Genomic DNA, 26613 nt, shown 5'->3' on the forward strand with positions numbered 1-26613 from the left:
AACATCATGTCCGCTCATTCGAAAATTATTGCGATACTTGAGAATTGACGGACGCCGAAACCTGCCCGTCCTGAGTCTGCGCGGTGCGCGGAGTCGCGTTGAAATCGCTGCGTCCTTGCGCGGCTTCTTCCGCCGCGAAGGTCTGCGCGCTCACGCCGTGCTGCGAGGCAGGCGCACCGACATCCGGACGATAATGCGGCGCCGGACCATATCCGCTTGCAAATGCCGAACCGGCGAAAACAGAACTCAATGCAATGGCAAAGCCTACGACGAATCGCTTGTTCACGAGAATGCTCCGACGAAGAGAAAGGGACATGCGGCAATCGGAAAGCGCGTTGTTTGCTACGAAACGGCCCCGACATGTGAACGCAGTCTATAAGTCCTTCGCCGATTTTTAATCCCACCAAATGCCAATTGAGTTTTCGTCGATCTCAAACAATGGGATGACGCCGCGCGCGATCAGATCACGGCTTCGCGCGCCGCTTTGTCCGTCGCGACACCGCGAGATGCGCTCGCAAGTGTTCGCAGACGTCTTTCCGACGCACCGGATTGAGCGGATCGCATAGACGAATCGTCAGCGTGGAGGCTTGCTCGTCGCGCCCGGGCGCTTCCCACAACACGACGGTAAAGGTGCCGTCGGAAACCTGCACGACCTGGAATCGCGCCAGATCGATATGAGTCAGTTCGTTGGATTCGATCGAATGATGCATGATGTCCTCGACGTTCTCGGCATGTGCGTCGATATCCACGCAAGCATTGTGCCGATGCCGAAGCGCCTCGCGGGTGCGCGGCTTTCGCTCGCGCACCCATGTCGATTCTTTCGCGCCTTCATGCAAAAACGGCAAGGCTGAGCCTTACGTGGATGCCTCGTCGGTCGTCGTTGGCGTCGATATAATCGGCGCGGGCTCCGGCACGGACACGGTCGCAGCTTTCGTTGCGCGTTTGCGCGGCGCGCTGCGCTTCGCCGCTGGCTTGGCCGTGGCGCCGGTTTTCTTCGCTGCAGGTATCGCCGCTTTTTTCTTCGCGGCCGGCGCGGACTTCTTCGCTGTTGCCGCTTTCTTTGCCACAGTCTTCTTCGCCGCCGCTTTCTTGGCCGCCGGCTTCGGTTTGGCCGCGCTCGGCGCACCTTCGGCATCGATCAGAAACTTGCTGCGATCCTTCACGTTCGCGATCCACGCAGGCGGCCGCGCCCAGCCGCTCCACGTTTCGCCCGTCTTGGGATTGCGGTACTTCGCGGGCAGCTTGCCTTTCTTCGCGAGCTTCGTCATCGCCTGATGGCGGCCCGCCGGCGCCGGATAGGCCACCTGCGGCTTTGCGGCGCGTTTGGCCTTCTTGCCGTGCCGTTCGATATCGTCAGTCGTGAGGCCGTGCCTTTCCATCATCGCGCGGATATCGTTGAGCACGGCTTGCGCGCGATCCGCGATCAGGCTTTCGGCCTGTGCGCGCAGTTTCTTCAACCTGGCCTGCATCTGTTTGAGCGTCGCCATCGCCGTCTCCTTTTTTGTCGACGAACTTCACTTCATTGCCTGATCGCGACGAACGCCGCGGTCTCGTAAGGCACGGTCACTTCGCGTTTGCCGCTCAGTTCGGGTTCGGCATCGATCAGCTTGCGCACGTCTTCATCGATGGCGGCGCGCGCGGCTTCGGGCAACGACGCGATGAAGCTCGTCGAGCGCACGCGATGCACGATCACGTCTTCGGGCGCGCCCGTGTGCCCGAGCGAGAAATGCGTTTCGACGAGCGGACCGAAGCCTTCATGCGGAAACGCATCGCGCCATGCGCCGGAGTAATAGCGCGGCGTATCGCCTTCGTATCGGTTGACGATGGCGTCGAGCTTCGCGACCCACGGCACGCGCGCATCGCGCAGATTCCATACGAGCCCGAGCCGTCCGCCCGGCTTCAGCACGCGATGAATCTCATCGAGCGCCGCGCGGCTCGCGAACCAGTGAAACGACTGCGCGCACACGAGCGCATCGACGGATGCGTCCGCGAGCGGTATCGATTGCGCCGTGCCCGCGAGCGCCTCGACACCGGGCAGGGCGGCGGCGAGTTTCGCGCGCATCGAATCGACCGGCTCGATTGCGATCACGCGCGCGCCCGTCTGCACGAGACGCGGCGTGAACTTGCCGGTGCCCGCGCCGAGATCGACGACGCTCGCGCCCGACTTCAACCCGAGCGTATCCGTGAGCCAGCCAGCGAGTTGCGGCGGATAATCGGGCCGCCCGCGTACGTAGCTGTCGGCGTTGGCCGTGTAGCCTTGCGCGGCTGCGCGATGCACAGCGGATTCATCGTTCGCGGGCTGCGTCATGGCCGTTGTTCGTTATTCGCCGTAGATATCGAAGTCGAAATACTTCTGCTCGATGCGCTTGTACGTGCCGTCCTTGATCATCGCGGCGATGGCGCCGTCGAGCTTCTCTTTCAGGTCGGTGTCTTCCTTCCGCAGGCCGATGGCCGTGCCGGGTCCGAAGATCGCGCTGTCTTCGAGCGCGCCGCCTGCGAAGCCGTAGGGCTTGCCGCGCGGCGTGTCGAGAAAGCCGCGCTCGGCCTGCACGGCGTTTTGCAGAGAGGCGTCGAGCCGGCCAGCGAGCAGGTCCTGATAGACCTGATCCTGATCCGCATACGATACGACCTTCACGCCCTGCGCGCCCCAGTGGACCTTCGCATAGGTTTCCTGCATCGAACCCTGTTCGACGCCGACCGTCTTGCCCGCGAGCGCTTGCGCCGTCGGCTGGATGCTCGAATCGCGCTTCGCGACGAGCCGCGTGGGTACGTGGAAGAGCTTGCTGGAGAAGGCGATCTGCTTGACGCGCGCGGGCGTCATCGACATCGTGGAGAGCACGCCGTCGAACTTGCGCGACTTGAGTCCAGGAATCATGCCGTCGAATGCGTTTTCCACCCACACGCATTTCGCGTTGAGACGCCGGCACAGTTCGTTGCCGACGTCGATGTCGAAGCCGACTAGCGTGCCGTCGGGTGCTTTCGATTCGAAAGGCGGATAACTTGCATCGACACCGAAGCGGATCGTCGACCATTCCTTTGCATGCGCTCCGATCGATACGGTCAGCATCGAACCCAACAACACCGTCAACAGCCTCTTCACGATAGTCCCTTCAATCTATGAGTTATGAATATGGGCGGCACGAGCCGCCGTTGAAGATTATAGAAGGCGGGAATTGGGCGCAATAAAAAACGGCCGCGAAAAAGTCGCGGCCGTTCGAACAGAACTGATTTCAATTGCTTGTGGTGCTTAGCCCGCCCGCACGTCGACACGACGCGGACGCGCTTCCTCGCGACGCGGAATCGTGAGCTTGAGCACACCGTTGGTGAGATTGGCATCGATCTTCGTCGTGTCGAAGTCGTCGCTCACTGTGAAGGCGCGTGCGAAACGCGGCGCGCGCAATTCGGCGTGATGCACGCGAACGGCGCCCTGCACGGGCAATTGCGCTTCGGCTTCGATGGTGAGGCGCGCATCGTGCACTTTCACGTCGAGCTTCTCGCGCGGCACGCCGGGAAGATCGGCCCACAGCGTGATGCCGTGGCTGTCCTCGACGATATCGACCGCGGGCGTCACCGTCGGGCTGCGCGTCGTGTCTTCGTTCTTGCGCGTCACTTCGTTCGTGTCCTTGGCTGCGACTTGCGTGTTGTCGGTCATGATGTGCTCTCGCTTACTGAATGTTGATCGCGCGCGGCTTCGACGCTTCGCGCTTGCCGATGGTGATGGACAGCGTGCCGTTTTCGTAACGCGCTTCGACCTTGTCGGTATCGGCGTTCTGCGGCAGCTCGATCACGCGACGAAAACCGCCGGCGAAACGCTCTTTCGCATAGCTTCGCGTGCCTTGCGCGACGGCTTGCTGCTTGCGCTCGCCGCTGATGGTGAGCGTGCCCTTGTCGACGGTGACATCGAGCGAAGAAGGCTCGACACCGGGCGCGAACGCGACGACGTGAATCGCATCGTCAGTGCTGCCGATATTCAGGCGAGGGAACGCATCCGCACGGCTCGAACGAATGCTGGAAGGAAGATTGCCGAACAGCGAGGACACCTGCCGCTGCACGCGGTCCAGTTCCGAGAAAACGTCGCCGCCAAAATAAAAGTCGCTCATGGTCCAGTCTCCGATAATGCGGCCAACGAGGCCGGCAGCAGGAAGTTGAAACGACAGCGCGGGGTGTCGCTGCCTATGCATCCAAAGTAGGTGCGAAGGCTATCGTTTCAATACCGGAGCGCTATGTTTCCAGTGCGATTTATTTTCTCGGGGCGGGGCTTGAAAGGCGCTGAAGAGGGCTTACATCGGTTCGAATGGGCGGTTCAGTGTGACGCCAGATCGCCCTGATAATAGCCAGCGAAACGCGCGAACTGCCGTTGGGCATCCGCGACGTCCATCCCGTCTTTCAGCACCGCGCTCGAAAACCCGGTTCGCGCTATCTGCACGAGCTGATCGATCAGCACATCGCCGGTCGCGCGAAGATCTCCCGCGAAACCCAGACGCTTGCGCAGCAGATAAGCCTGGCTGTACGCGCGGCCATCGGTGAAATGCGGAAAATGTAATTCGATACGATCGAGTGCTGCCAGCTGACCCTTCAGCGTGTGCGGATCGGCGTCGTTCGCGAGGATCGCGACGCGTTCATTCGTATCCGCGTCATGATCCTGCTGCGTGAGAATGCACATGCCTCGAATCTCGTTCATGCCGTCACCTCATCATTCGCACGGGCTGCGTTTGCGGCAAGCTTGAACGGTTCGATCCCCAGGCGTCGCACCGTATCGATGAAACGCTCATGACGCTCGCGCGCGTCGCGATAGGTCGTCATGATCGCCTCGATGACGTCGGGCACTTCCGCCGCGCTGAACGACGGCCCGATCACCTTGCCCGGCTGCGCCGCGCCGCTCGCCGCGCTGCCGTCCGATCCGCCGAGCGTGACCTGATACCACTCGCGCCCGTCCTTGTCGACGCCCAGCACGCCGATATGTCCGCTGTGATGATGCCCGCATGAGTTGATGCAGCCGCTGATATGCAGATCGATTGGGCCGATGTCGTCGAGTTCGTCGAGATCCTGATAGCGCTCTGAGATGGCTTGCGCCACCGGCAGCGAGCGCGCATTGGCGAGCGCGCAGAAATCGCCGCCGGGGCACGCGATCATGTCGGTGAGAAGATGCACGTTCGCGCTCGCCAGGCCCGCATCGCGCGCCGCCTGCCACAGCGCGAAGAGTTCGCTTGCGCGCACCCACGGCAGCACGATGTTCTGCGTGTGCGTGACACGCGCTTCGCCCGCCGAGAAGCGATCGGCGAGATCCGCGACGATGTCGAGTTGATCGGCGCTCGCGTCACCCGGCGACTGGAGCAGACGCTTGAACGACAGCGTCACGATGCGCAACGCGGGGTCTCGGTGCTGTGCGACGTTGCGTTGCAGCCAGCGCGCAAAAAGCGGATGCGCCTCCGGTACGACGCCATCGGACGTCGCAGGTGAAGCGTGCAATGCCGGCGGCACGAACGACGCGCTCACGCGCTCAAGTTCCGCTTGCGAAATGAGGTGCGGCGCGCCGTCATGCTCGACGATCTGCCGGAATTCCTCGTTGACGTCATCGATATAGCGCTGGCCTTCGGCCTTCATCAGGATCTTGATGCGCGCCTTGTACTTGTTGTCGCGGCGGCCGTAGCGGTTGTACACGCGCACGATCGCCTCGATGTAATTCATGATGTGCGGCCACGGCAGGAATTCGCGCATCAGCGTGGCGATCACCGGCGTGCGTCCCATGCCGCCGCCCGCGCTCACGCGAAAGCCGAGCGCGCCGCTTTCGTCGCGCACGAGTTGCAGGCCGACGTCATGCCACGCGGTCGCCGCGCGATCCTCGCTCGCGCCTGTGATCGCGATCTTGAACTTGCGCGGCAGGAACGCGAACTCGGGATGCAGCGTCGTCCATTGACGCATGATCTCGGCAAACGGACGCGGGTCGGCCACTTCATCGGGCGCGACGCCCGCACGTTCATCGCAGGAAATGTTGCGGATGCAATTGCCGCTCGTCTGGATGCCGTGCATGTCGACGGTCGCGAGCAGGTCCATCACGTCCGCGGACTTATCGAGCGGGATCCAGTTGAACTGGACGTTGGTGCGCGTCGTGAAGTGCGCGCAATGGGTCGGCAGCCGCTGCGTGCCGAGCTTGCCTTGCGCCTCGCTCGCCGAGCGGTAGACCTCGGGATCGGGGTCGTCGTATTCACGCGCGATGCGCGCGAGCACCCGCAACTGCGCGCTCGACAATTCGCCGTAGGGCACGGCCACGCGCAGCATCGGCGCATGACGCTGCACGTACCAGCCGTTTTGCAGGCGCAGCGGACGGAACGCGTCTTCGCTCAGACGGCCGTCCTGCCAGCGTTCGAGCTGATCACGAAATTGCGCGGCACGGCTCTTCACGAATGCCTTGTCGAACTCGGTGTATCGGTACATGGAAGTGGCGACGTAGCGGAGAGAGGGCCAACGATAGAGCGCGAACGGCACCCCGACAAGCAGCAGTTGCGATGATTTCGACGGTAGCAGCGAACCCCGCGCCTCCTGCTGCTACAGCCAAATACACCACAACTGCTGCTGTTTTTCGCCCGCCGCCGCGCTCATCATGGACGCGTAAAAGAACCGTTCACCGACGCAAAGGAGCCGCTCATGGAACTCTTGAAGATGATTCGCATCGTGCTATGGAGTTTTTTCGGCGTGCGCAAGCGCGCGTCGCACAACGCCGACTTCGCGCAGGTAAAGCTGCCGCTCTTGCCGGTCATCGCGGTGATGCTCGCTGGCGCGTTCGGATTGACGCTGCTGGCGGTCGCGAAGTTCGCCACGGGCATCGCGCACTGAATTTGCGACGCGCGCCGCGTCCCGCTCTTACAATGATGACCGGATGATCGACATCAGCGAGGTTCGGGACGATGAAAGTATGCGTATATGGCGCGGGCGCCATCGGCGGATGGATCGGCGTGAAGCTCGCGCAGGCGGGCTGCGATGTCAGCGTGATCGCGCGCGGCGCGACGCTCGACGCGTTGAAGCAAGACGGTCTGCGACTCGTCGAGAAGGATGCGACGCACACCGTGAAGGTCGCGGCAAGTGCGGAACCCGCCGATCTCGGCGCGCAGGATCTCGTGGTCGTCGCGGTCAAAGCGCCCGCGATGGAATCGGTCGCCGCGCACATCGCGCCGCTGCTTGTCGGTGAAACCACCGTGCTGACCGCGATGAACGGCGTGCCCTGGTGGTTCTGCGACGGCCTCGGCGCGCCGTTCACGGGCAGGCGCCTCACATCGGTCGATCCGCATGGCGCGATCGCGGCTGCGATTCTCGGCGCGCAGACGGTCGGCTGCGTCGTGCATGCGAGCTGCTTCGTCGAAGCGCCGGGCGTCATCCGGCATCATCAGGGCAAGGGCCTGATTCTCGGTGAGGCGACGGGTGCGCCGACCGCACGCACCGAATCGCTCGTGGCGCTTTTCGCGAAGGCGGGCTTCGACGCCACGCTTTCGCAGCAGATTCAACGCGACGTATGGTTCAAGCTATGGGGCAACATGACGATGAACCCCATCAGCGCGATCACCGGCGCCACCACCGACCGCATCCTGAGCGACGACCTCGTGCGCGGTTTCGTGACGAACGTGATGCTGGAGGCGAAGGACATCGGCGCGCGCTTCGGCGTTCCGATCGAGCAGCAGCCGGAAGACCGTCACGCGGTGACGCTCAAGCTCGGCGCGATGAAAACGTCGATGCTGCAGGACGTCCAGGCGGGCAAGGCAGTCGAGCTCGACGCGCTGGTCGCGTCGGTGCGCGAGCTGGGCACGATGACCGGCGTGCCGACGCCGTTCACCGATGCCCTGCTCGGACTCGCGCGCCTGCATGCGCGCGTGCTGGGCCTCTATCCGGCGGCCTGAATCTGCTTCAAGCGACGACGATACGCAGCGGGTCCGCGGCGGCGAACGCCTCGGCCCGCGCCGCGCTCGGCGGATAGATCCACTCGGTGTTGATGCGCGTCTTCAGCTCCTTCGCCTGCGCGCCCGACATCTTCACCTCACGCTCCCAGCCTTCCGTATAGACCGCGCCCCACGGGCCGAGATCGAGACACGTCACGTATTTCGGCTGGCTATACGGAATCGGCGCATCGCCCAGCAAATCCGCTGCAACGTTATGGCCCGCCGAGCGGCCGAGGTTCATCGCGTGCTGGCAGGACATCATCGCGTGATTGCCTTCGTCGTCGGTGGCGGCGTAGGCGACATCGCCCGTTGCGTAGACCGTATCGACGCCCAGCACGCGCAGATTGCGATCCACATGCAGGCGGCTCAGCGCGTCGCGCTCGGCGGGAATCTGCGCGGTCAGCGCGTTCGCGCGCACGCCGGCGGTCCAGATGACCGTGCTCGCTTCGATGCGCTCGCCGTCGGACGTGGTGAGCCCGTTGGCATCGACGGACGTCACCGCCGCGCCGAGCCGCCATTGCACGCCGAGCGATTCGAGCGCCTCGACGATGACCGGTCGCGGACCGGCTCCCAGGTCCGGCCCGATCTCCTTGTTGCGCTCCACGATGATGACGCGCACATCTGCGTTCTCACCGAGCGCCGCGCGCAGGCGCGCCGGCATTTCCGCCGCCGTTTCGATGCCCGTGAATCCGCCGCCCGCGATGACCACCGTGTTGCGCGCAGGGGTATCCGGCCGCGTCGCGAGATTCCTGATATGCGCTTCGAGCGCGGCGGCTTCTTCGACCTGATCCACGCTGAACGTGTGTTGCGCGAGCCCCGGAATCTGCGGACGGAACAGCCGGCTGCCGGTGGCCAGAACGAGACGGTCGTAGTTCAGCGTCGACGGCGTGCCGTCCGTGCCGAGCACGTCGACCTCGTTGCGTTCGACGTGTATGCGCGAAACCGTACCCTGAATGAAGCGCACACCCGTGGATGCAAAGATGTCCAGCAGCGGCGCCTTCATGCGCGCGGCGTTTTCTTCGTAAAGACGCGGACGCACATGCAGATGCGGCTCCGGCGCGATCAGCACGACTTCGATATCCGTCCTGCCGTGTTGATCGATGAGACGCGCTGCGGAAAGGGCGCTCCACATGCCGGCGAAGCCGGCTCCGACTACCAGAATACGCTTGGACATCTCGATGCTCCTTGGAATTCGATATGGGATCGCTCGACGGACGTTCGTCGTCGTCATTGCTTAACTACGATTCTATGAGTCGTAGTTAAGAAGAGCAAGAAGTTTACGATGTGCCGCACACAATGTCTCGAATTCGCGGATTCCGGACGGAAGGATGCGAATTCTGGACATCTGGGATAAGACGGAGCGTAGTTCGAATCGGAAGAGGAATGGAACCAGACATCGCGTTAAGCTACGCAACGAACCGTCGGAGGAAAGCTCATGGAGCAACAGAATCAGCAGGAAGGCGCAAGCGAACTGATCCAGATGCGCGACATGCTGCGCGAGTTCGTGCGCGAGCGCGACTGGAGCCGCTTTCATTCACCGAAGAATCTGGCCGCGGCGCTTTCCGTCGAGGCGAGCGAACTGCTGGAGCCGTTCACGTGGCTCGAAACCGGCGACAGGACGGAACTCGACGAAACCAGACTGCGTGCCATCAGTCACGAGATGGCCGACGTGCTCGCGTATCTGGTGATGCTGGCGGATTCGCTCGACGTCGATTTGCACCGCGCGCTGATCGAAAAGATGGCGCTGAACCGGTCGAAGTATCCGGCGCACAAGGTAAAGGGCGATGCGCGCAAATACACCGAATACGACGAGTAAGCAAAGCCACTGGCGCGCGATGCGCTCGCGCGGTTAAGCTTGGCCTTCAGCCCGTTTCCCTTAGAGGATTGCCGATGGACTTTTCGCTTTCGCCGGAGTTGACCGAACTGCAGGCGCGCGTGCGCGCTTTCATCGCCGAGGAGATCGTGCCTTTCGAGCGTGATCCGCGTTGCACGCCGCACGGTCCGAACGAGGCGCTGCGCGCCGAACTGATCGCGAAAGGACGCAAGGCGGGCTTGCTGTCGAGTCACGTTTCGCCGGAGTTCGGCGGTCTCGGACTGAATCACGTCGCGAAGGCGATTCTGTTCGAGGAAGCCGGCTATTCGCCGCTCGGCCCGGTCGCGCTGAACATCGCCGCGCCAGACGAAGGGAACATGCATCTGCTCGAAGCGATCGCCACGCCGCAGCAGAAGGAGCGCTGGCTGCGTCCGCTCGCGGCGGGCGACATCCGCTCGTGCTTCTGCATGACCGAGCCGCCGCCGGGCGCGGGCGCCGATCCCGCGATGCTGCAGACCACCGCCGTGCCCGATGGCGACGAATACGTGATCGATGGCCGCAAATGGTTCATCACGGGCGCGGACGGCGCGTCGGTCGCGATCATCATGGCAAAGTTCGTCGACGGACCCGCGACCATGTTCCTCGCCGACATGACGAGTCCAGGTATCGTCATCGAACGCGCGATGGATTCGCTCGACACGTGCTTTCCCGGCGGCCACGGCGTCGTGCGCTTCGAGGGCTTGCGCGTGCCGAAGGAAAACGTGCTCGGCGAGCCGGGCGAAGGCTTCCGCTACGCGCAAGTGCGGCTATCGCCCGCGCGTCTCACGCACTGCATGCGCTGGCTCGGCGCCGCGCGACGCGCGCACGATATCGCCACTGCGTATGCGCGAGACCGTCAGGCGTTCGGCCGCGCGCTGGGCGAGCACGAAGGCGTCGGCTTCATGCTCGCGGACAATGAAATGGACCTGCACGTGACGCGCCTCGCCATCTGGCATTGCGCGTGGGTGCTCGATCAGGGCGTGCTCGGCAAGCACGAGTCGAGCATCGCGAAAGTGGTGTCGTCGGAGGCGTTGTGGCGTGTCGTCGACCGCTCGGTGCAGATGCTCGGCGGTCAGGGCGTCACGCATGAAACGGTCGTCGCGCGGATTTTCGCGGACATGCGTGCATTCCGGATCTACGACGGTCCGTCGGAAGTGCATCGCTGGAGCATCGCACGGCGGATCCTGCGCGCGGACAAAACGCGCGCAGGATCCGCCTGACGAATGCTCCGATTACCGGCTCACTGCACGGTAATCTCGCCGCGAGCCTGTCGCTGCGCGATGATGCGGCTCGCGCGCAGCGCGTTGTCCGGATAGTTCAGCCAGTCGTTCGGATCGTAGCCCGCCGAGCGCCAGAGCAGAAAGTCCTGCCGGACTTGCGCGCGGGTTTTGGGCGCATTCGGATCGCTGGGCGATGCCTGCGGTTGTGCGAACGCGGAAGCCGCGCAGCACAATGCAAGCGCGCCGAGAATGATACGGGGAGTGGTTGTCATGACGAATACCTCATACCGTGCAGCACGGTCATCTCATTCTAGGTGACAGAACGCAAAACAGCAGGAGACGTTTTCGGCTGGAGCGCATATCGCATGCCATGTGCCGTGTACTGACGTTGCGCCCTATACTCGACTGTCCCGAGCGAGGCGTCCCGGGATAGCGAATACGACAAAAAAAGGCCGCGGTCATGAGCCCTTCGAGCATTGCCATCACCAGCAGTTTTCCTGAAATGGACGAACTGAACGCGATTCGCGTCGCGGGCGGCGCGCGTCTCGCGTGGCGCACGATCGGCGAAGTGCAGGCGCGCCAGCATGCGTTTCCGCTTCTGACCGCATCGATCGGCTCGGACGATCCACAAGCGCCCGCGATCGGCTTTTTCGGCGGCGTGCATGGGCTCGAATGCATCGGCACGCAACTCGTGCTCGAGTACATGCGCGCGCTGTTGCGCCGCCTCGAATGGGACGACACGCTGCATCAGCAATTGCGCGCGATCCACCTCATCTTCATGCCGATCGTGAATCCCGGCGGCATGTTCGCGCGCACCCGCGCGAATCCGAACGGCGTCGACCTGATGCGCAACGCGCCGCAAAGCGCGGAAGGGCGCGTGCCGTTTCTCGCGGGCGGGCAGCGCATCGGCCCGTGGCTGCCGTGGTATCGCGGGCCCGTCGACGGCCGCATGGAAACGGAGAGCGCGGCGCTGCTGTCGGTGGTCGAGGAGCAGTTGATGTCCCGTCCGCTGAGCTTTGCGCTCGACTGCCACTCGGGATTCGGCTGGGACGACAGCATCTGGTTTCCCTATGCGCGCACCGAGCGGCAAATGGCGCATCTGCCAGAAATGTATCTGCTGAAGACGATGTTCGAGGAGTCGTATCCGCATCACGGCTATGCATTCGAACCGCAGAGCCATCAATATCTGTTGCACGGCGATCTGTGGGACTTCGCGTATGACCGCTCGCGCGCACCGAACATCTTTCTGCCTATGACGCTCGAACTCGGCTCGTGGCGCTGGATTCGCAAGAATCCGATGCAGCTGTTCTCGCGCCTCGGCATCTTCAATCCGATCAAGGCGCACCGCACGCGGCGCGTGCTGAGGCGTCATCCGAACTTCTTCGATTTCCTCACGCGCGCCGCGTTTTCGTCGCGCCGCTGGCTGCCTGCCGGAGAATTTCGCGAGGACCTGTTGCGGCGCGCGCGCGAACACTGGCGCCGCGCGGGCGCATCATGAGCGATTGGGTTTTTCTGCGCGGCCTTACACGCGAAGCGCGTCACTGGGGCGCGTTCGACGCCGCGTTCATCGCGCACGGGCTGGTCGATACGGGCGAGCGTCTCGTCTGCATCGATCTGCCGGGCAATGGCATCGAGCGCTCCGATGCCGCGCCGCAATCCGTCATCGCGATGATGAACCTCGTGCGCGCCCGTGCCGCCGCGCTGAACCTGCGCCTGCCGTGCCGCGTACTCGCGATGTCGCTCGGCGCGATGGTCGCGACCGCATGGGTCACGCATCATCCCGATGAGATCGAGCGGCTGGTGCTGATCAACACGAGCATGCGTCCGTTCGCGCGCGTGCGCGAGCGCCTGCGTCCCGCGGCATGGCCGATGCTCGCGAGGATCGCGATGTACTGGACTCAACCGGAGCGATGCGAAGCGCTGATTCATCGCCTGACCTGCAATCGCGATGACACGCGCGATGCGGACATCGCGCAATGGGCGGCGCTACGGCGCACGCATGGCGCGAGCGCGGCGAATGCGTTGCGGCAACTCCTGGCGGCAGCGCGTTTTCGCGCGGGCCGCGATGCGCCGAGCTGTCCGGTGTTGCTGCTGTCGTCGGCGGCCGACCGGATGGTCGATCCGGTGTGCTCCGTGCGTATCGCGCGACAATGGCGCGCCGCGCATGCGGTGCATCCGTGGGCCGGCCACGATCTGCCGCACGACGATGCGGACTGGACATGCAACGCGATCGCCGCATGGCTCGCGGAACACGAACGCAAGCGTGACATTCGAGTGACAAACGCATGACATCGATAACGACATCCACCATGAAACCGCCCATCATCAATCTCGATGTAATCGATCCGCAACCGCTGCCGCCCGAATTCGCGCCGACAGGCGCCGCCGCCGAACGCTATGCGCCACGTATCGCGCGTATCGGCGGCATGCTCGGCGCGAAGAAGCTGGGCTATAGCCTGATCGTGCTCGAACCGGGCAAGAGGGCGTTTCCGTTTCATCATCATCGCGTGAACGAGGAGATGTTCTTCGTCATCGAAGGCGAGGGCGAAGTACGCATCGGCGAGGAGTCGCATGCGATCCGCGCGGGCGATGTGATCGCCTGTCCGCCGGGCGATGCAGCAACGGCGCATCAGATCGTTAATACGGGTGCGCAATCGTTGCGCTATCTCGCTGTCAGTACGATGCAGTCGCCGGAAGTGGTCGAGTATCCGGATACGGGCCGTCAGGCCGTGCTCGTCGCCGAAGAGCCCGGCGTGAAAGGCTTGCGCGCCGTGTTTCGCGCGAGCGATTCACTCGGCTACTGGGATGGCGAATGAAGCGGGCATGAACATGTCAGGTAACGGTCGTTGCTGACATCTCGCGTCTATTGCGCGTAACAGTGACGACTTTCCTGTTAATTCTTGTGACTCCCGTGCCATTCGCACCACGCCTAGGGAAACCTCGTGTTGCAACGCAGCATCGCATTGCGTATGCTGTCCTTGGCGGGTACGTCCAAGCATTCATGCAACGGCGCATCCATACAAATATTCAAGCGCCGGTAGCAGGGAGTGTCTCATCGGGCGGCGCCGGTAAGCGTGACGGGCGTTTGCTCGAAGGAGCCGCATTTATGGAACTGACCACATCGTCGAAACCGGCGCTGCACGTCTTTCATCAGGAAGGCGGGTGGCATTGGGGCATCACTGTAGAACGCGCAGCGGGCGGCGGCATGAAGGTCGTCGCGTATAGCGACGATGGCTTCGAATCCGAAGAAGAAGCCCGCGAGGACGGCGAACAGGTGTTGCGCTCGGAAGACTGGCGCTCGCGCCAGAGCTTCAGCCGCGGCGAGCGGCGTCAGGGCTATTCCTGATCGGGACGGCGCACATCCGTCCCGATCTTCCTCTGCAGTTCTTCTCCCCTCGTGTTCCCACCCATCGCAGCACCTTTCCCCTGCACCAGAAACGCGCGACACTGAACGCATTCGCATTTCGACAAGGCGCTTTCCATGTCGTCCGTTCCGTGTCCGTCCTACGCGATTCCCGATGACCCTCGCTTCGCCGTGCGCCGTATGATGCCGCGCGATGTCGACGTCGCGCTTTCGTGGGCTGCGACCGAAGGATGGAACCCCGGCCTCGACGATGCCCGCGCTTTCTTTGCCGCCGATCCGCACGGCTTCTTCGTCGGCACCTGGGATGACTCGCCGATCGGCTGCATCTCGGCGGTCGCGTATGGCGACGCGTTCGGTTTCATCGGGCTCTATATCGTGTGTCCGGAATGGCGCGGCAAGGGCTTCGGCATGCGTCTGTGGAACCACGGCATGGCGTATCTCGGCGCACGCAACGTCGGGCTGGACGGCGTGCTGGCGCAGCAGCCCAACTATCGAAAATCAGGCTTCGTGCTGGCGTATCGCAATGTGCGCTATGAAGGCGTCGCGTCTTCGGACGAAGAACCTGTCGACGGCGTGAAAATCGTCGACGCGCGCGAGATTCCCTTCGAACGTCTGCTCGATTACGACACGCGCATGTTCGCCTGCGAGCGCGCCGCTTTCCTGCGCGCGTGGCTGGCGCAGCCGCCTGCGAGCGCGCGCGCACTCGTCGCGCTCGATGGCGACGCGCTGCGCGGATTCGGCGCGATCCGGCGCTGCGGCACGGGCCACAAGATCGGTCCGCTCTTCGCCGACGATCTGTCCGCCGCGCGCTCGCTGTTCCGCGCGCTCGTGTCGGTCCTGCCGGGCGAAACCGTGTATCTCGACGTGCCCGAAAGCAATCCCGCGGCTGTCGCGCTCGCCGTCGAGCATTCGATGCAAAGCGTCTTCGAAACGGCGCGCATGTACACGCGAGCGGCGCCGGACGTGCCGCTTGCGAATATCTTCGGCGTGACGACTTTCGAGCTAGGCTGACCGCGCAAATGCGGCAATCAGGCCGGCGGCGTGCCGTCGTGGAAGAGGGTCTTCAGTTGCGAGCGCAGTTCGGGCGAGTCGGCGTGCTGATGCACGGCGACTGCGTGCTGCACGGCCGCTTCCATCAACTCGTCCTCGCTGTCCGCGCACAGCGCGACGCTGCACTTCACGTCGCTCGGGCACTCGCGGCAATCGATATATTTGCGTGTCATGGCATCCTCCTCACATGAGACGCTGATCCAAGTATAGGCGGCGCGCGAGCGGGTCGTGACGGCGTTTGCACGCACGCGCACACTCCGGTAACGTGTGACGTCTGTGCCATTCGCGAGCCCGCTCATGAGCCACGATCATCCCCATCATCACGATCACGATCACGATCACGCCGGCAGCGCGCTGCCGGAGATGGATCTGCGCGTGCGCGCGCTCGAATCACTGCTGATCGAGAAAGGTTATATCGACCGCCAGGCGCTCGATGTGTTCGTTCAAACGTACGAGCACAAGGTCGGGCCGCGCAATGGCGCGCGTGTCGTGGCGAAGGCGTGGCGCGATCCGGCGTTTCGCGCGTGGCTCCTCGACGACGCCACCGCCGCTATCGCATCGCTCGGTTTTAGCGGGCGGCAAGGCGAGCACATGGTCGCGCTGGAGAACACGGAGAACGTACATAACATGGTCGTGTGCACGCTGTGCTCGTGCTATCCGTGGTCGGTGCTCGGGCTGCCGCCCGTCTGGTACAAGTCGGCGCCGTATCGTTCGCGCGCGGTGATCGATCCGCGCGGCGTGCTGAAGGACTTTGGCGTCGAACTGCCCGCGCAGGTCGAATTGCGCGTGTGGGATTCGACCGCCGAAGTCCGCTACCTCGTCGTGCCGAAGCGTCCCGCCGGCACGGATCATCTCGACGAAGACGCACTCGCCGACCTCGTCACGCGCGATTCGATGATCGGCACGGGCCTCGCGGTTTCGCCATCGCAGGCGATGGGAGCATCGGCATGAACGCGGCGCACGACATGGGCGGCATGCAGGCGTTCGGTCCCGTCGAGATCGACGCGTGCGACGCGCCGGGCGCATCGCCTTTTCATGCGGACTGGGAGCGGCGCGTGCTGGCCGTCACGCTCGCGATGGGCGCAACGGGTCAATGGAATATCGACACCTCGCGCGCGGCGCGCGAGAGCCTGCCGCCCGCGCAATATCTCGGCAGCAGTTATTACGAAATCTGGTTCGAGGGCTTGAAGAAGCTCCTGATGGCGAAAGGACTCGCAAGCGCCGATGAAATCGCGAGCGGCCATTCGCAAGCCGCCGCGAAGCCGGACGTGCGCGTGCTGAAGGCGGCGGACGTGAGCGCTGCGCTGTTGCGCGGCTCGCCGGTCGAGCGTCCGGCGACATCGCTCGCGCGCTTTGCCGTCGGCGATGAAGTTCGCACGAAGCTGATGAATCCACCGACGCACACGCGTCTGCCGCGCTATTGCCGGGGCAAGGCGGGGCGCATCGTCGCGGTGCGGGGCACGCATGTGTTTCCCGATGAAAACGCGCTCGGCCACGGCGAGCATCCGCACTGGCTCTACACAGTGCGTTTCGATGCGACTGAACTCTGGGGACCGGACACGACGGCGTCGTCGGTGTGTGTCGATTGCTGGGAACCGTATCTCGATGCAGCGTGACATGACCCCGAACGACCCGAAGCCGAAGCTGCACGAACTGCGCACCGCCTTGCCCGAACTGCCTTTCGACGATGACGGCCCGGTATTCCGCGAGCCGTGGGAAGCGCAGGCTTTCGCGATGACGCTCGCGCTGTACGAGCGCGGCGTGTTCACGTGGAAGGAGTGGGCGCACGCGCTGAGCGTGGCGATCAGGGACGCGCAGGCATCCGGCGATCCCGATCACGGCGACACTTACTACACGCACTGGCTGAGCGCGCTGGAACGGCTCACGACGGAGAAGGGCTGCGTGAGCATCGAGACGCTCGCGCAGAGGCGAGTCGAATGGGACGAGGCCGCGCGCGCCACGCCGCACGGCCAGCCGATCGAACTCGGACGCGCGCACGGACTGCCCGCCGCGACGCTCGATGCGTATCGCAGCGCGATCTACCGGATCGAAGCGCAGCCGGTCATCGACATGAGGATCGGCGTGGCGAATAGCGCGGTGGCGTCGCTGCTTGCGGAACACGAGGTCGAGAGCGCTGTGTTCGTCACGGCGTTCAATCCGTTCGGTCATGTGCTCGCGCCCGAAGAAAACGCGGCGCGGCAGCGCAAGCTGATCGAGCGCGTCGGACAACTGGGGCTGCGCGCGCTGCGCGGCGAGGGCCTCGATCCGATGAACATCTGGCTGGCCGAAGCGAGTCTCTTCGTGCCAGGCGCAACGCACGCGAGCGCCGATGCGCTGATGAAGGAATTCGGGCAGAACGCCGTCGTGTACGTCGATCGCGCGGGCTTGCCGCAATTGCTGCTGCATCCGGAACATCGTTGAAACCATCTACGAGGAGAAGCTCATGCCGCTCGTTCGAATCGATCTGCAGAAAGGCAAGGACAGCGCGTATCGCGCCACCATCGGCGACGTGGTCTACGAGGCGATGCGCGCGACGCTCGACGTGCCCGAGAACGACCGCTTTCAGATCGTCGCTGAACATGGCGCGACGGATTTCATCATCGACCGCACGTATCTCGGCATCAACCGCACCGACGATTGCGTCGTGATCCAGGTCACGCTCAATGAAGGCCGCGATCTCGCCAAAAAAAGCGCGTTCTACAAGGCCATCGCCGATGGTCTGCACGAGCGCCTCAAGCTGCGCCGCGAGGACGTGTTCATCAGCCTCGTCGAAGTGAAGAAGGAGAACTGGTCCTTCGGCAACGGCGAGGCCCAGTACGCGCCCAAATGACCGAAACGACGATTCCCTTCGACCTCCGGCCCATCCCGCTTCCCGCCGATGCGCCCAGTGACGTGCGTGTGTGGCGGATCGATTTCGATTTCGCCATGCCGCTCGACCACGCGGCGTACGCCGTGATGAACGCTAGCGAGCGCGCGCGCGCCGCGCGCTTTCTGCGTCACGCGGACGCCGCCCGTTTCGCCTCCGTGCGCTGCGCGCTGCGCCATGTGCTGGCCATCGAGACGGGCCGCGATGCCGCGAACCTCGTGCTGGACGCCGACGAAAGAGGCAGACCGTTCCTTGCGCATCCGGACGCGCCGGACTTCAACGTGTCCCATTCGGGCGATCATGGCCTGATCGCGGTGTCGCGGGCGAGGCGCGTGGGCGTCGATATCGAGGAGGCACGCGCGACGTTCCATTGGCGCGAACTGGCGCCCGCCGTGCTCGCGGATATCGACCGCAAGGAAATCGAAGCAATGGCCGACGACGTCGCCAGAATCGGCGCTTTCTTCGACTGCTGGACGGCCAAGGAAGCGGTGCTGAAGGCGCACGGCCACGGCATCGGCGGCGGTGCGATCACGATGAGCGGTTTTTCGGTTCTGCCGCGCGATGGCATTCTCTATTCGATCACGCGCGAAGCAGGCGCGTTCGACGTTATCGCGCTCGACGCGCCTTCGAGATACGCCGCCGCGCTCGCGTGGTCATATTGATGCGGCGCAGCGACGCTCACGCCAACTCACGCCGCCCTGGTGCGGATGAGATCGCGATGCGTGAGATAGAGCCGCAGATCGAACTCGGTCTGGTGGTAGCCCGGTTGCATCAACTCACATAGCCGATAGAACGCCTTGTTGTGATCGCTTTCCTTCAGATGCGCGAGTTCGTGCACGACGATCATCCGAAGAAACTCCGGCGCGGTGTCCTTGAACAGCGACGCGATGCGGATCTCCTTCTTCGCCTTGAGCTTCGCGCCCTGCACGCGCGAGATCGCGGTGTGCAGGCCGAGCGCGTGACGCAGCACGTCGAGTTTGCTGTCGTAGAAGACCTTGTCGATCGCGGGCGCGACGCGCAGGAATTCCTGCTTCAGGTCTGAGCAATAGTCGTAGAGCGCGCGGTCGGACTGGACGGCGTGCTTGTTCGGATAGCGTGCGTCGAGATAAGCGCCCAATTGTTGCTGGGCGATCAGTCGGCGCACCTTGTCCTGAAGCGTGTTCGGGTAGGCGCTCAGGTATTTCAGTTGTTGCATGACGGCTGGATTTGAATGGATACGTTCAATGCGCGCTGCGCGGACACGCGTGAGACGCATCGGGCAGCGTCCGCAGCGAGAATTGCGCAGCAATCTAGCAACCATTCTAGTCAACGCCGCGCCGCCTCGCCGCCGTTGTGATCACAAGCGTGTTTCGATGCGCGCAATTCCGTAAGTTTATGTTTCAGCCCGGTTCCGGATGTGCCCGCCGTGCGAACATGCGCGCTCTTTCGGCACGGGTGACAAGGCAGGGTTTTTCATGGCATCGAGCAAGGCGCATCACGCGACCGGATGGGCGGCGGGCATCATCGCGGCGGCGGTCGTGGTGCATCCGGCCACGACAGCGGGCGCGGACATGGTGTCGGGCGTGCTTGCATTGCTGGCGGGCGTCGCCGGCGCCACCGCGCCCGACTGGCTCGAAGTCGCCTGGTGGACGCGGGCGCGCAGGCTCTGGATCACGCATCGCACGCTCACGCACTGGGGCGTGGGCTGGGCGGCGCTGCTCGCGCTTTCGTATCATTTTCTCGGGCGGCATCCGGCGGCGCCGGTCGCGTTCGGCTTCGCGTGCGGCGGCATCATGCATCTGCTCGCCGACTGGCCGAATCCGCTCGGCGTGCCGTGGATCGCCGGGCGTCACTCGCTCAGACTGTGGACGAGCGGCCACTGCGATCTGATCATCGTGATGGCTGCGTGGGCCGCGGCGCTGTTCGTCATCGACGATGTCTGGTTTCATCATGCGTATGGGCGCATGCTGCTGAACGCGCTGCATTTCTGAACGATAACGCGAGGAGACCCGCCGTCATGCAAACCAATCACACGCGCAGTCGCTTCATCCTTTTGTTCGCCGTGCTGTTCGCGATGCTCGCGCTCGACGGCTGCGCAGGCTTCTTCAATCGCGATGCGATGCGCGTGTCGGTCGCGGGCATCGAGCCGCTCGAAGGGCAAGGGCTCGAAATGCGCTTTGCCGTGAAACTGCGCGTGCAGAACCCGAACGACGCGCCGATCGACTTCGACGGCGTCGCGCTCGATCTCGACCTCAATGGCCGTGCGTTCGCGAGCGGCGTGAGCGATCAACGCGGCACGGTGCCGCGTTTCGGCGAGACGATCGTGTCGGTGCCGGTGACGGTGTCGGCGTTCTCGGTCGCGCGCCAGGCGTTCGGCTTCGCGAACGGCGACACCGTCAGCAAGGTGTCGTATGCGGTGCGCGGCAAGCTCGCGGGCGGCGCGTTCGGCGGCGCGCGCTTCTCCGACTCGGGCTATGTCGATCTGCCGGGCATGGGCGCGTCCGGCTACTGAGATGCCGGGACTTCCTTCGGATCGTACGGCACGACGCGATCCGCTTCGTTCGCGTCGTTGCGGGCGATCACGGCGCGGGCGGGCTCGGTTGCGCTCAGATTGACCGGCTGATGCGGCACGCCGGGCGGAATGAACACGAAGTCGCCCGGCTCGTTGATGACCGATTGCGCCAGTCCCGGCCCATAGCGCGTCTCGATGCGTCCTTCCAGTATGTAGATGCCCGTCTCGTAGCCCACATGGACATGCGGCTCGCCATGCCCGCCCGGCGGGACGACGACGAGATGCATCGCGAGGCCGCGCGTGCCCGCTGTCGCCGCCGACAACCCGATGAAATAAGGCAGGCGCTGAACCGTCGCGATTTCCTGCTGCGGCCGCACCGTGACGACCGTTTGCTGCGCTGACTCTTGCGTGCTGTTCTGCATGGCAATGCCTCCATCGGCTCGATGCGTCGCCCTCGACAATAGCCGAAAGCCGATGTCGCGCAAAGGTCACGCGACACGGCTAACGTAGCGTGAAGCTGCGCACCCTCGTTGTGCAACCGCACATGGCCGACTCGCGGACAAACCCCCGGGCCGGCGCATAATCTCCTTGATTCGAAGAGCGTGCCGCAACCGCATCGAAACCGAAAGCCTCGGGAGGACACCATGCTGGTCAAGAACGAAGCGCGGGTCGAACACCTCATCAACGATCTTCTGGAGTTTGCGAAAGCACGATTACCGGAAGCCAGCTTCAAGGTCATCGAGCCGCTCCTTCGCTATTACTACGAGCAGGTCGACGTCGAGGACATCGCGAGCCGCGATGTCGCCGATCTCTACGGCGCCGCGATGGCGCACTGGCAGACAGCGCAGAAGTTCGTGCGCGGGCGCGAAGTCCTGCGCGTGTACAACCCGAATCTGGAGCAGCACGGCTGGCATTCGGACCACACGGTGGTCGAGATCGTCAACGACGACATGCCGTTTCTCGTCGATTCGGTGACGATGGAACTCAACCGGCTCGGCCTCGCGCTGCATTCGGCGATTCACCCGGTGTTTCGCGTGTGGCGTGCCGGCAAGGGCGCGCATGCGGGGGAGATCGAGCGCATCGGGCAGGGCCACGCCGAAGCGGGCGACACGCATTCCGAGCTCGAATCGTTCATCCATTTCGAAGTGGACCGCTGCAGCGACGGCGAGCGTCTGGAGGAAGTGCGCGACAGCATCGCGCGCGTGCTGGGCGACGTGCGCGCGGCGGTCGAGGACTGGCCGAAGGTCACCGAGTCGGCGCGCGTCGCGATCGGCGAACTGAAGGCGCGCGACACCACGCCCGATGGCATCGAGTCCCGCGCGTTCCTCGAATGGATGGTCGCGGATCATTTCACCTTCCTCGGCTGCCGCGATTACGAACTGGTCGAGCACGAAGGCGGGTTTGCGTTGCGCGGCGTGCCGGGCTCGGGCCTGGGCATTTTGCGCGAGACCTTGCGCGCGACATCGGCAGGCGACGTGACGCCTCTGCCGCCGGGCGCGGCCGCGATCATCGAAGGCGCGGCGCCCATCTTTCTGACGAAGGCCAATTCGCGCGCGACGGTACATCGGCCGGGCTATCTCGACTATGTCGGCGTGAAGCGCACGTCGCCCGATGGCAAGGTGACCGGCGAGCGGCGCTTTCTCGGCCTCTATACGTCGACGGCGTATCTCGTGCCGACTTCCGAAATCCCGATCGTGCGGCGCAAGTGCGCGAACATCGTGCGGCGCGCGGGCTTTCTCGAGAAAGGGCATCTGGCGAAGTCGCTCATTTCCGTGCTGGAGCAGTATCCGCGCGACGAGCTTTTCCAGGCCGATGAAGATGTGCTCTTCGATATCGCGCTCGGCGTGCTGCGCCTGCAGGAACATCAGCGCACGCGCCTGTTCGTGCGGCGCGACCGTTTCGACCGCTTCGTGTCGTGCCTCGTCTTCGTGCCGCGCGACAAGTTCAACACCGACTTGCGCCGCCGCATCAGCAAGGTCTTGATGGAGGCGTTCAACGGCAAGAGCATCGAATTCACGCCGCTGCTCTCGGAATCGCCGCTCGCGCGCATTCATATCGTCGTGCGGGCCGAACGAGGCGCGATGCCCGAAGTCGATACACGCGAACTCGAAGCGCGCATCGTGCAGGTCGCGCGCCGCTGGCAGGACGATCTCGCCGATGCGCTCATCGACAGCCACGGCGAGGAAGCCGGCAACCGGCTGCTGCAACGTTATGCCGATTCGTTCCCGGCGGGTTATCGCGAAGATTATCCGGCGCGCACGGCGGTGCGCGACATCGAACTGATCGAGGCGACGCACACGCGCCCCGGCGGTCTCTCGATGAGCCTGTATCGGCCGATCGAAGCGGGCAAGCGCGCGTTCCGCTTCAAGGTGTATCGCGCGGGCGATCCGATCGCGCTGTCGCACAGCCTGCCCATGCTCGAACATCTCGGCGTGCGCGTCGATGAAGAGCGTCCGTATCTGATCGAGCCGACCGGCGCGCCCAATGCATGGGTCCACGATTTCGGGCTCGAATTGCAGGACGACGTCGAGTTCGATATCGACCGCGTGAAGCCGCTTTTCGAAAACGCGTTCGCAAGCGTGTGGTCGGGCGAGATCGAGAACGACGACTACAATCGCCTCGTGCTGCGCGCGGAATTCGGCGCGCGCGACGTGACGATCATGCGCGCGTATGCGAAGTATCTGCGGCAGGTCGGCTCGACCTTCAGCGATGCGTATATCGAGCGCGCGCTGATCGGCAATCCGCTGATCGCGAGGAGGCTGCTGCAACTCTTCATGGTGCGTTTCGATCCGGCGCGCGGCGGCGCGATGGAAGAACGCGACAAGGCCGCGGAACGCGTGCTCGCCGATATCGAAGCGGCGCTGGACAAAGTGCCGAATCTCGACGAAGACCGCATCCTGCGTCAGTTCCTCGGCGTCATCACCGCGACGGTGCGCACGAACCATTTCCATCGCGATGCGAACGGCCAGCCGCGTCCGTATGTATCGTTCAAGCTCGATCCGTCGAAAGTGCCGGGCCTGCCCGAGCCCAAGCCGATGTTCGAGATCTGGGTCTATGCGCCGCGCGTGGAAGGCGTGCACTTGCGCGGCGGACGCGTCGCGCGTGGCGGGCTGCGCTGGTCGGACAGGCGCGAGGATTTCCGCACCGAAGTGCTCGGCCTCATGAAGGCGCAGATGGTGAAGAACACGGTGATCGTGCCGGTGGGATCGAAGGGCGGCTTCGTCGTGAAGAATCCGCCGCCGGTGACGGACCGCGAGGCGTTTCTCAACGAAGGCGTCGCGTGCTATCAGATGTTCCTGCGCGGCCTGCTCGATGTGACCGACAACCGCACGCCCGACGGCATCGTGCCGCCGCCCGACGTCGTGCGCCATGATCCCGACGACCCGTATCTCGTCGTCGCGGCGGACAAGGGCACGGCAACATTCTCCGACTACGCGAACGCGATCGCGCACGAATACGGCTTCTGGCTCGACGATGCATTCGCATCCGGCGGCTCGGTCGGCTATGACCACAAGAAGATGGGCATCACCGCGCGCGGTGCGTGGGAATCGGTGAAGCGTCATTTCCGCGAGATGAACTTCGATACGCAAACGACCGACTTCACCGTGGTCGGCGTCGGCGACATGTCCGGCGACGTGTTCGGCAACGGCATGCTGCTGTCGCGGCACATCAGATTGCTCGCGGCGTTCGATCATCGACACATATTTCTCGATCCGACGCCCGATGCCGCAAGGAGCTTCGAGGAGCGCGCGCGTCTCTTCGCGCTGCCGCGCTCCAGTTGGGCCGATTACGATACCGCGCTGATCTCCACGGGCGGCGGCGTCTATCCGCGCACGGCGAAGTCGATTCCGATCTCGCCGCAAGTGCAGACCGCGCTCGGCATCAGCGCATCGGTGCTCGCGCCGAACGAACTCATGCGCGCGATCCTGCTCGCCGAAGCGGATCTGCTCTACAACGGCGGCGTGGGCACGTACGTGAAGTCGAGCGCGGAGACGCATCTGCAGGTCGGCGATCGCACGAACGACGCCGTGCGCGTGAACGGCGCGGAGCTGCGCGCGAAGGTGGTCGCGGAAGGCGGCAATCTCGGCTTCACGCAACTGGGGCGCATCGAGTTCGCACAGCACGGCGGGCGCATGAACACGGATGCGATCGATAACTCCGCGGGCGTCGATTGCTCGGATCACGAGGTCAACATCAAGATCCTGCTCGGCCTCGTCGTCGCCGATGGCGAGATGACCGAGAAGCAACGCAACGCGCTGCTCGCGGAGATGACCGATGAAGTCGGCCTGCTCGTGCTGAAGGACAACTACGCGCAGACGCAGGCTTTGTCGATCGCGAAGCGCCATGAAGCCGAGACGCTAGATGCCGAAGCGCGCATGATGCGCTTTCTGGAGCGCGCGGGACGTCTGAAGCGCCGGATCGAATTCCTGCCGTCCGACGACGAGATCACCGAGCGCGCGGCGGCGAAGTCGGGGCTCACGTCGCCGGAGCGCGCGGTGTTGCTCGCGTACGGCAAGATGTGGCTCTACGACGAACTGCTCGAATCCGATGTGCCCGAAGACGCGCTCGTCGCCGACATGTTGCCCGATTACTTCCCGAAGCCTTTGCAGCAACGCTATAGCGCGACGATGCAGCACCATCCGCTGAAGCGCGAAATCCTCGCGACGCACCTGACCAATGCGCTCGTGAATCGCGTGGGCTGCACGTTCGTGCATCGGCTGATGGAAGAGACCGATGCGCGCCCGAGCGATATCGTGCGCGCGGCGCTGATGGCACGCGATGTCTTCGATCTCGACGATCTGTGGCGCAGCATCGACGGCCTCGACAATATCGTCGCGGATGAAGTGCAGGCGCGCATGTTCGTCGATGTCGTGCGTTTGCTCGACGAGACGTCGCTGTGGTTCCTGCGCCATCTGAACCACAACGGCGCAGGCGCAAACGAGGCGAAGGGCGTGCTCGCGCGTTGCCGCGAGGCCGCGCAACGGCTCGCGCCGCAATTGCCCGCGCTGTTGCCCGCGACGCAACTCGACGCCTGGTATGCGCGGCGGCGCGATCTGGAGGACGCGGGTGTCGAAAGCAGTCTCGCGGCGCGCGTCGCGAGCGGCGAGATCGCGACGGCGGTGCTCGACAGCGCGGAAGTGGCCGCGTGCTCGGAGCGCAATCTGGAGCTCGTCGCGAGCGTGTACTTCGGCATCGGCACGCTGCTCGACTATCGCGGCATTGCCGAACGGGCGATGGCGCTGCCGATCGCCACGCACTGGGACCTGCTCGCGCGCGCGGCGGCGATGGAAGAGCTAGCGCGGCTCAAGCGCGCGCTCACGGTGAGCGCACTGGAGCAATCGCGCGGCATCGATACGCCGGATGTGATCGTCGAAAGCTGGCGCGTGAAGCGTGAGGCGGCGCTCGAGCGATATACGCGGCTGCTGGCGGAGCTGCGCGCGAGCGGGGGCGCGAGTCTGTCGATGCTGCTGGTGGTGGTAAGGGAAATGGCGGTGCTGGAGCGGGCTTGAGACGAGAAGATTCAGTCAGACATCGCGCGTTTGCGGCGATGCTAAGCGGGTGCAGCGCGCCAGTTCATCGGCGCGCTTTTTTTTGCTGCTAAACCGTGGTTTCCTTAAAAAAACCATTAAATAAGGAATACACACAAACCCATGAAGCACTGCATTCGCTAATCGGCAAGACCGGCAACTTTGTCCGATACATGCTAGATCGCATGCACGATTTAACTGGCCGCGCACTTTACATCGCGTAAGTCCCGGCATTTAATCAACAAGCGGACCGAAGCGTCCGATCGTCGCAATTATTCCCCGTTATCGCGGTCTCCCCGGTGTGCATCCGATCG

Annotated in this window: 31 protein-coding genes; 17 read left to right on the top strand and 14 right to left on the bottom strand. The window is 64.0% G+C overall.

Features of this window, described 5'->3' with window-relative positions; translation table 11 throughout:
• Window positions 1–25: 25 nt before the first annotated feature.
• The 9 genes from BTHE68_RS15500 to BTHE68_RS15540 all read right to left on the bottom strand — a co-directional run bounded on the left by BTHE68_RS15500 (window position 26) and on the right by BTHE68_RS15540 (window position 6435).
• On the bottom strand, window positions 26–286 hold the full coding sequence (locus BTHE68_RS15500; RefSeq protein WP_162067219.1) for a hypothetical protein: 261 nt from the start codon (window positions 284–286) through the stop codon (window positions 26–28).
• A 178-nt stretch (window positions 287–464) separates the two neighbouring features.
• Entirely contained in the window at window positions 465–749 is a 285-nt protein-coding gene (locus BTHE68_RS15505; protein ID WP_162067220.1) for a hypothetical protein, read from the bottom strand.
• Window positions 750–854: 105 nt separating this feature from the next.
• Window positions 855–1487 carry an H-NS histone family protein gene (locus BTHE68_RS15510; protein WP_162067221.1) on the bottom strand — a complete coding sequence of 211 codons (633 nt, stop codon included), beginning with the start codon at window positions 1485–1487 and terminating at the stop codon, window positions 855–857.
• Window positions 1488–1519: 32 nt separating this feature from the next.
• Window positions 1520–2308, bottom strand: coding sequence for a class I SAM-dependent methyltransferase (locus BTHE68_RS15515; protein ID WP_162067222.1), 789 nt, complete (start codon window positions 2306–2308; stop codon window positions 1520–1522).
• A gap of 12 nt (window positions 2309–2320) precedes the next feature.
• Complete coding sequence (locus tag BTHE68_RS15520) at window positions 2321–3100, bottom strand: ABC transporter substrate-binding protein (protein ID WP_162067223.1); 780 nt, start codon at window positions 3098–3100, stop codon at window positions 2321–2323.
• A gap of 147 nt (window positions 3101–3247) precedes the next feature.
• Entirely contained in the window at window positions 3248–3652 is a 405-nt protein-coding gene (locus tag BTHE68_RS15525) for an Hsp20/alpha crystallin family protein (RefSeq protein WP_162067224.1), read from the bottom strand.
• Window positions 3653–3665: 13 nt separating this feature from the next.
• Window positions 3666–4100, bottom strand: a complete 435-nt coding sequence (locus BTHE68_RS15530) for an Hsp20/alpha crystallin family protein (protein ID WP_162067225.1) — start codon at window positions 4098–4100, stop codon at window positions 3666–3668.
• A gap of 203 nt (window positions 4101–4303) precedes the next feature.
• A complete protein-coding gene (locus tag BTHE68_RS15535) occupies window positions 4304–4681 on the bottom strand; it encodes a DUF934 domain-containing protein (protein WP_162067226.1) in 378 nt (125 codons plus the stop codon).
• Complete coding sequence (locus tag BTHE68_RS15540) at window positions 4678–6435, bottom strand: nitrite/sulfite reductase (RefSeq protein WP_162067227.1); 1758 nt, start codon at window positions 6433–6435, stop codon at window positions 4678–4680. The genes BTHE68_RS15535 and BTHE68_RS15540 overlap by 4 nt, the downstream gene beginning before the upstream one ends.
• Before the next feature lie 210 nt (window positions 6436–6645).
• Here BTHE68_RS15540 and BTHE68_RS15545 point away from each other — a divergent pair, with 210 nt between their 5' ends.
• The gene (locus BTHE68_RS15545) at window positions 6646–6834 is read left to right on the top strand and encodes a DUF2970 domain-containing protein (RefSeq protein WP_162067228.1); all 189 of its coding nucleotides are present in this window, start codon (window positions 6646–6648) and stop codon (window positions 6832–6834) included.
• 71 nt (window positions 6835–6905) lie between these two features.
• Entirely contained in the window at window positions 6906–7889 is a 984-nt protein-coding gene (locus tag BTHE68_RS15550) for a 2-dehydropantoate 2-reductase (protein WP_162067229.1), read from the top strand.
• A gap of 7 nt (window positions 7890–7896) precedes the next feature.
• Here BTHE68_RS15550 and BTHE68_RS15555 read toward each other — a convergent pair whose 3' ends face one another.
• Window positions 7897–9102, bottom strand: coding sequence for an NAD(P)/FAD-dependent oxidoreductase (locus tag BTHE68_RS15555; RefSeq protein ID WP_162067230.1), 1206 nt, complete (start codon window positions 9100–9102; stop codon window positions 7897–7899).
• A gap of 261 nt (window positions 9103–9363) precedes the next feature.
• Here BTHE68_RS15555 and BTHE68_RS15560 point away from each other — a divergent pair, with 261 nt between their 5' ends.
• Both BTHE68_RS15560 and BTHE68_RS15565 read left to right on the top strand, forming a co-directional pair.
• Window positions 9364–9744, top strand: coding sequence for a nucleotide pyrophosphohydrolase (locus BTHE68_RS15560; protein WP_162067231.1), 381 nt, complete (start codon window positions 9364–9366; stop codon window positions 9742–9744).
• Window positions 9745–9818: 74 nt separating this feature from the next.
• Window positions 9819–11000 (top strand): acyl-CoA dehydrogenase family protein, encoded by a 1182-nt coding sequence (locus BTHE68_RS15565; protein ID WP_162067232.1) that lies wholly within the window; start codon window positions 9819–9821, stop codon window positions 10998–11000.
• 20 nt (window positions 11001–11020) lie between these two features.
• Here BTHE68_RS15565 and BTHE68_RS15570 read toward each other — a convergent pair whose 3' ends face one another.
• Window positions 11021–11272, bottom strand: coding sequence for a DUF4148 domain-containing protein (locus tag BTHE68_RS15570; protein WP_162067233.1), 252 nt, complete (start codon window positions 11270–11272; stop codon window positions 11021–11023).
• A 188-nt stretch (window positions 11273–11460) separates the two neighbouring features.
• Here BTHE68_RS15570 and BTHE68_RS15575 point away from each other — a divergent pair, with 188 nt between their 5' ends.
• From BTHE68_RS15575 to BTHE68_RS15595, 5 genes are all read left to right on the top strand, one after another.
• On the top strand, window positions 11461–12498 hold the full coding sequence (locus BTHE68_RS15575; RefSeq protein ID WP_162067234.1) for a M14 family zinc carboxypeptidase: 1038 nt from the start codon (window positions 11461–11463) through the stop codon (window positions 12496–12498).
• The gene (locus tag BTHE68_RS15580) at window positions 12495–13289 is read left to right on the top strand and encodes an alpha/beta fold hydrolase (RefSeq protein ID WP_162067235.1); all 795 of its coding nucleotides are present in this window, start codon (window positions 12495–12497) and stop codon (window positions 13287–13289) included. The genes BTHE68_RS15575 and BTHE68_RS15580 overlap by 4 nt, the downstream gene beginning before the upstream one ends.
• A 20-nt stretch (window positions 13290–13309) precedes the next feature.
• A complete protein-coding gene (locus BTHE68_RS15585; RefSeq protein WP_162067236.1) occupies window positions 13310–13816 on the top strand; it encodes a cupin domain-containing protein in 507 nt (168 codons plus the stop codon).
• 290 nt (window positions 13817–14106) lie between these two features.
• On the top strand, window positions 14107–14346 hold the full coding sequence (locus BTHE68_RS15590) for a hypothetical protein (RefSeq protein ID WP_162067237.1): 240 nt from the start codon (window positions 14107–14109) through the stop codon (window positions 14344–14346).
• A 135-nt stretch (window positions 14347–14481) separates the two neighbouring features.
• The gene (locus tag BTHE68_RS15595) at window positions 14482–15375 is read left to right on the top strand and encodes a GNAT family N-acetyltransferase (RefSeq protein ID WP_162067238.1); all 894 of its coding nucleotides are present in this window, start codon (window positions 14482–14484) and stop codon (window positions 15373–15375) included.
• A 17-nt stretch (window positions 15376–15392) separates the two neighbouring features.
• Here BTHE68_RS15595 and BTHE68_RS15600 read toward each other — a convergent pair whose 3' ends face one another.
• Window positions 15393–15587 (bottom strand): DUF1059 domain-containing protein, encoded by a 195-nt coding sequence (locus BTHE68_RS15600; RefSeq protein ID WP_162067239.1) that lies wholly within the window; start codon window positions 15585–15587, stop codon window positions 15393–15395.
• A gap of 124 nt (window positions 15588–15711) precedes the next feature.
• Here BTHE68_RS15600 and nthA point away from each other — a divergent pair, with 124 nt between their 5' ends.
• From nthA to BTHE68_RS15625, 5 genes are read left to right on the top strand one after another with little or no spacing between them, the layout of a single operon-like run.
• Complete coding sequence (nthA, locus tag BTHE68_RS15605; protein ID WP_162067240.1) at window positions 15712–16365, top strand: nitrile hydratase subunit alpha; 654 nt, start codon at window positions 15712–15714, stop codon at window positions 16363–16365.
• On the top strand, window positions 16362–17030 hold the full coding sequence (nthB, locus tag BTHE68_RS15610) for a nitrile hydratase subunit beta (RefSeq protein WP_162067241.1): 669 nt from the start codon (window positions 16362–16364) through the stop codon (window positions 17028–17030). Before nthA ends, nthB begins: the two co-directional genes overlap by 4 nt.
• Before the next feature lies 1 nt (window position 17031).
• The gene (locus tag BTHE68_RS15615; RefSeq protein WP_162067242.1) at window positions 17032–17835 is read left to right on the top strand and encodes a nitrile hydratase accessory protein; all 804 of its coding nucleotides are present in this window, start codon (window positions 17032–17034) and stop codon (window positions 17833–17835) included.
• 22 nt (window positions 17836–17857) lie between these two features.
• Window positions 17858–18244, top strand: a complete 387-nt coding sequence (locus BTHE68_RS15620; protein ID WP_162067243.1) for a tautomerase family protein — start codon at window positions 17858–17860, stop codon at window positions 18242–18244.
• A complete protein-coding gene (locus tag BTHE68_RS15625) occupies window positions 18241–18942 on the top strand; it encodes a 4'-phosphopantetheinyl transferase family protein (RefSeq protein WP_162067244.1) in 702 nt (233 codons plus the stop codon). The genes BTHE68_RS15620 and BTHE68_RS15625 overlap by 4 nt, the downstream gene beginning before the upstream one ends.
• A 26-nt stretch (window positions 18943–18968) precedes the next feature.
• On the opposite strand, the gene BTHE68_RS15630 is transcribed toward BTHE68_RS15625, so the two are convergent.
• A complete protein-coding gene (locus BTHE68_RS15630; RefSeq protein WP_162067245.1) occupies window positions 18969–19475 on the bottom strand; it encodes a M48 metallopeptidase family protein in 507 nt (168 codons plus the stop codon).
• Between the two features lie 259 nt (window positions 19476–19734).
• On the opposite strand from BTHE68_RS15630, the gene BTHE68_RS15635 reads away from it, so the two are divergent.
• Both BTHE68_RS15635 and BTHE68_RS15640 read left to right on the top strand, forming a co-directional pair.
• A complete protein-coding gene (locus BTHE68_RS15635; protein ID WP_162067246.1) occupies window positions 19735–20250 on the top strand; it encodes a metal-dependent hydrolase in 516 nt (171 codons plus the stop codon).
• A 26-nt stretch (window positions 20251–20276) separates the two neighbouring features.
• On the top strand, window positions 20277–20771 hold the full coding sequence (locus BTHE68_RS15640; RefSeq protein WP_162067247.1) for an LEA/WHy family protein: 495 nt from the start codon (window positions 20277–20279) through the stop codon (window positions 20769–20771).
• On the opposite strand, the gene BTHE68_RS15645 is transcribed toward BTHE68_RS15640, so the two are convergent.
• The gene (locus tag BTHE68_RS15645; RefSeq protein WP_162067248.1) at window positions 20765–21193 is read right to left on the bottom strand and encodes a cupin domain-containing protein; all 429 of its coding nucleotides are present in this window, start codon (window positions 21191–21193) and stop codon (window positions 20765–20767) included. The two genes, BTHE68_RS15640 and BTHE68_RS15645, sit on opposite strands and share 7 nt — an antisense overlap.
• A 222-nt stretch (window positions 21194–21415) precedes the next feature.
• Between BTHE68_RS15645 and BTHE68_RS15650 the strand changes: the two genes are divergently transcribed.
• Window positions 21416–26281 carry an NAD-glutamate dehydrogenase gene (locus BTHE68_RS15650; RefSeq protein ID WP_162067249.1) on the top strand — a complete coding sequence of 1622 codons (4866 nt, stop codon included), beginning with the start codon at window positions 21416–21418 and terminating at the stop codon, window positions 26279–26281.
• The last annotated feature ends 332 nt before the right edge of the window (window positions 26282–26613 follow it).

The organism is Burkholderia sp. THE68, from assembly GCF_009938265.1.
GTDB lineage: Bacteria > Pseudomonadota > Gammaproteobacteria > Burkholderiales > Burkholderiaceae > Caballeronia.

What these genes read in the sequence shown, in the direction of transcription:
- BTHE68_RS15510 (WP_162067221.1), bottom strand. Translation starts at nt 1,487, where the DNA reads ATGGCGACGCTCAAACAGATGCAGGCCAGGTTGAAGAAACTGCGCGCA.
- BTHE68_RS15515 (WP_162067222.1), bottom strand. Translation starts at nt 2,308, where the DNA reads ATGACGCAGCCCGCGAACGATGAATCCGCTGTGCATCGCGCAGCCGCG.
- BTHE68_RS15525 (WP_162067224.1), bottom strand. Translation starts at nt 3,652, where the DNA reads ATGACCGACAACACGCAAGTCGCAGCCAAGGACACGAACGAAGTGACG.
- BTHE68_RS15530 (WP_162067225.1), bottom strand. Translation starts at nt 4,100, where the DNA reads ATGAGCGACTTTTATTTTGGCGGCGACGTTTTCTCGGAACTGGACCGC.
- BTHE68_RS15535 (WP_162067226.1), bottom strand. Translation starts at nt 4,681, where the DNA reads ATGAACGAGATTCGAGGCATGTGCATTCTCACGCAGCAGGATCATGAC.
- BTHE68_RS15540 (WP_162067227.1), bottom strand. Translation starts at nt 6,435, where the DNA reads ATGTACCGATACACCGAGTTCGACAAGGCATTCGTGAAGAGCCGTGCC.
- BTHE68_RS15545 (WP_162067228.1), top strand. Translation starts at nt 6,646, where the DNA reads ATGGAACTCTTGAAGATGATTCGCATCGTGCTATGGAGTTTTTTCGGC.
- BTHE68_RS15550 (WP_162067229.1), top strand. Translation starts at nt 6,906, where the DNA reads ATGAAAGTATGCGTATATGGCGCGGGCGCCATCGGCGGATGGATCGGC.
- BTHE68_RS15555 (WP_162067230.1), bottom strand. Translation starts at nt 9,102, where the DNA reads ATGTCCAAGCGTATTCTGGTAGTCGGAGCCGGCTTCGCCGGCATGTGG.
- BTHE68_RS15560 (WP_162067231.1), top strand. Translation starts at nt 9,364, where the DNA reads ATGGAGCAACAGAATCAGCAGGAAGGCGCAAGCGAACTGATCCAGATG.
- BTHE68_RS15565 (WP_162067232.1), top strand. Translation starts at nt 9,819, where the DNA reads ATGGACTTTTCGCTTTCGCCGGAGTTGACCGAACTGCAGGCGCGCGTG.
- BTHE68_RS15570 (WP_162067233.1), bottom strand. Translation starts at nt 11,272, where the DNA reads ATGACAACCACTCCCCGTATCATTCTCGGCGCGCTTGCATTGTGCTGC.
- BTHE68_RS15575 (WP_162067234.1), top strand. Translation starts at nt 11,461, where the DNA reads ATGAGCCCTTCGAGCATTGCCATCACCAGCAGTTTTCCTGAAATGGAC.
- BTHE68_RS15580 (WP_162067235.1), top strand. Translation starts at nt 12,495, where the DNA reads ATGAGCGATTGGGTTTTTCTGCGCGGCCTTACACGCGAAGCGCGTCAC.
- BTHE68_RS15585 (WP_162067236.1), top strand. Translation starts at nt 13,310, where the DNA reads ATGAAACCGCCCATCATCAATCTCGATGTAATCGATCCGCAACCGCTG.
- BTHE68_RS15590 (WP_162067237.1), top strand. Translation starts at nt 14,107, where the DNA reads ATGGAACTGACCACATCGTCGAAACCGGCGCTGCACGTCTTTCATCAG.
- BTHE68_RS15595 (WP_162067238.1), top strand. Translation starts at nt 14,482, where the DNA reads ATGTCGTCCGTTCCGTGTCCGTCCTACGCGATTCCCGATGACCCTCGC.
- BTHE68_RS15600 (WP_162067239.1), bottom strand. Translation starts at nt 15,587, where the DNA reads ATGACACGCAAATATATCGATTGCCGCGAGTGCCCGAGCGACGTGAAG.
- nthA (WP_162067240.1), top strand. Translation starts at nt 15,712, where the DNA reads ATGAGCCACGATCATCCCCATCATCACGATCACGATCACGATCACGCC.
- nthB (WP_162067241.1), top strand. Translation starts at nt 16,362, where the DNA reads ATGAACGCGGCGCACGACATGGGCGGCATGCAGGCGTTCGGTCCCGTC.
- BTHE68_RS15615 (WP_162067242.1), top strand. Translation starts at nt 17,032, where the DNA reads ATGACCCCGAACGACCCGAAGCCGAAGCTGCACGAACTGCGCACCGCC.
- BTHE68_RS15620 (WP_162067243.1), top strand. Translation starts at nt 17,858, where the DNA reads ATGCCGCTCGTTCGAATCGATCTGCAGAAAGGCAAGGACAGCGCGTAT.
- BTHE68_RS15625 (WP_162067244.1), top strand. Translation starts at nt 18,241, where the DNA reads ATGACCGAAACGACGATTCCCTTCGACCTCCGGCCCATCCCGCTTCCC.
- BTHE68_RS15630 (WP_162067245.1), bottom strand. Translation starts at nt 19,475, where the DNA reads ATGCAACAACTGAAATACCTGAGCGCCTACCCGAACACGCTTCAGGAC.
- BTHE68_RS15635 (WP_162067246.1), top strand. Translation starts at nt 19,735, where the DNA reads ATGGCATCGAGCAAGGCGCATCACGCGACCGGATGGGCGGCGGGCATC.
- BTHE68_RS15640 (WP_162067247.1), top strand. Translation starts at nt 20,277, where the DNA reads ATGCAAACCAATCACACGCGCAGTCGCTTCATCCTTTTGTTCGCCGTG.
- BTHE68_RS15645 (WP_162067248.1), bottom strand. Translation starts at nt 21,193, where the DNA reads ATGCAGAACAGCACGCAAGAGTCAGCGCAGCAAACGGTCGTCACGGTG.
- BTHE68_RS15650 (WP_162067249.1), top strand. Translation starts at nt 21,416, where the DNA reads ATGCTGGTCAAGAACGAAGCGCGGGTCGAACACCTCATCAACGATCTT.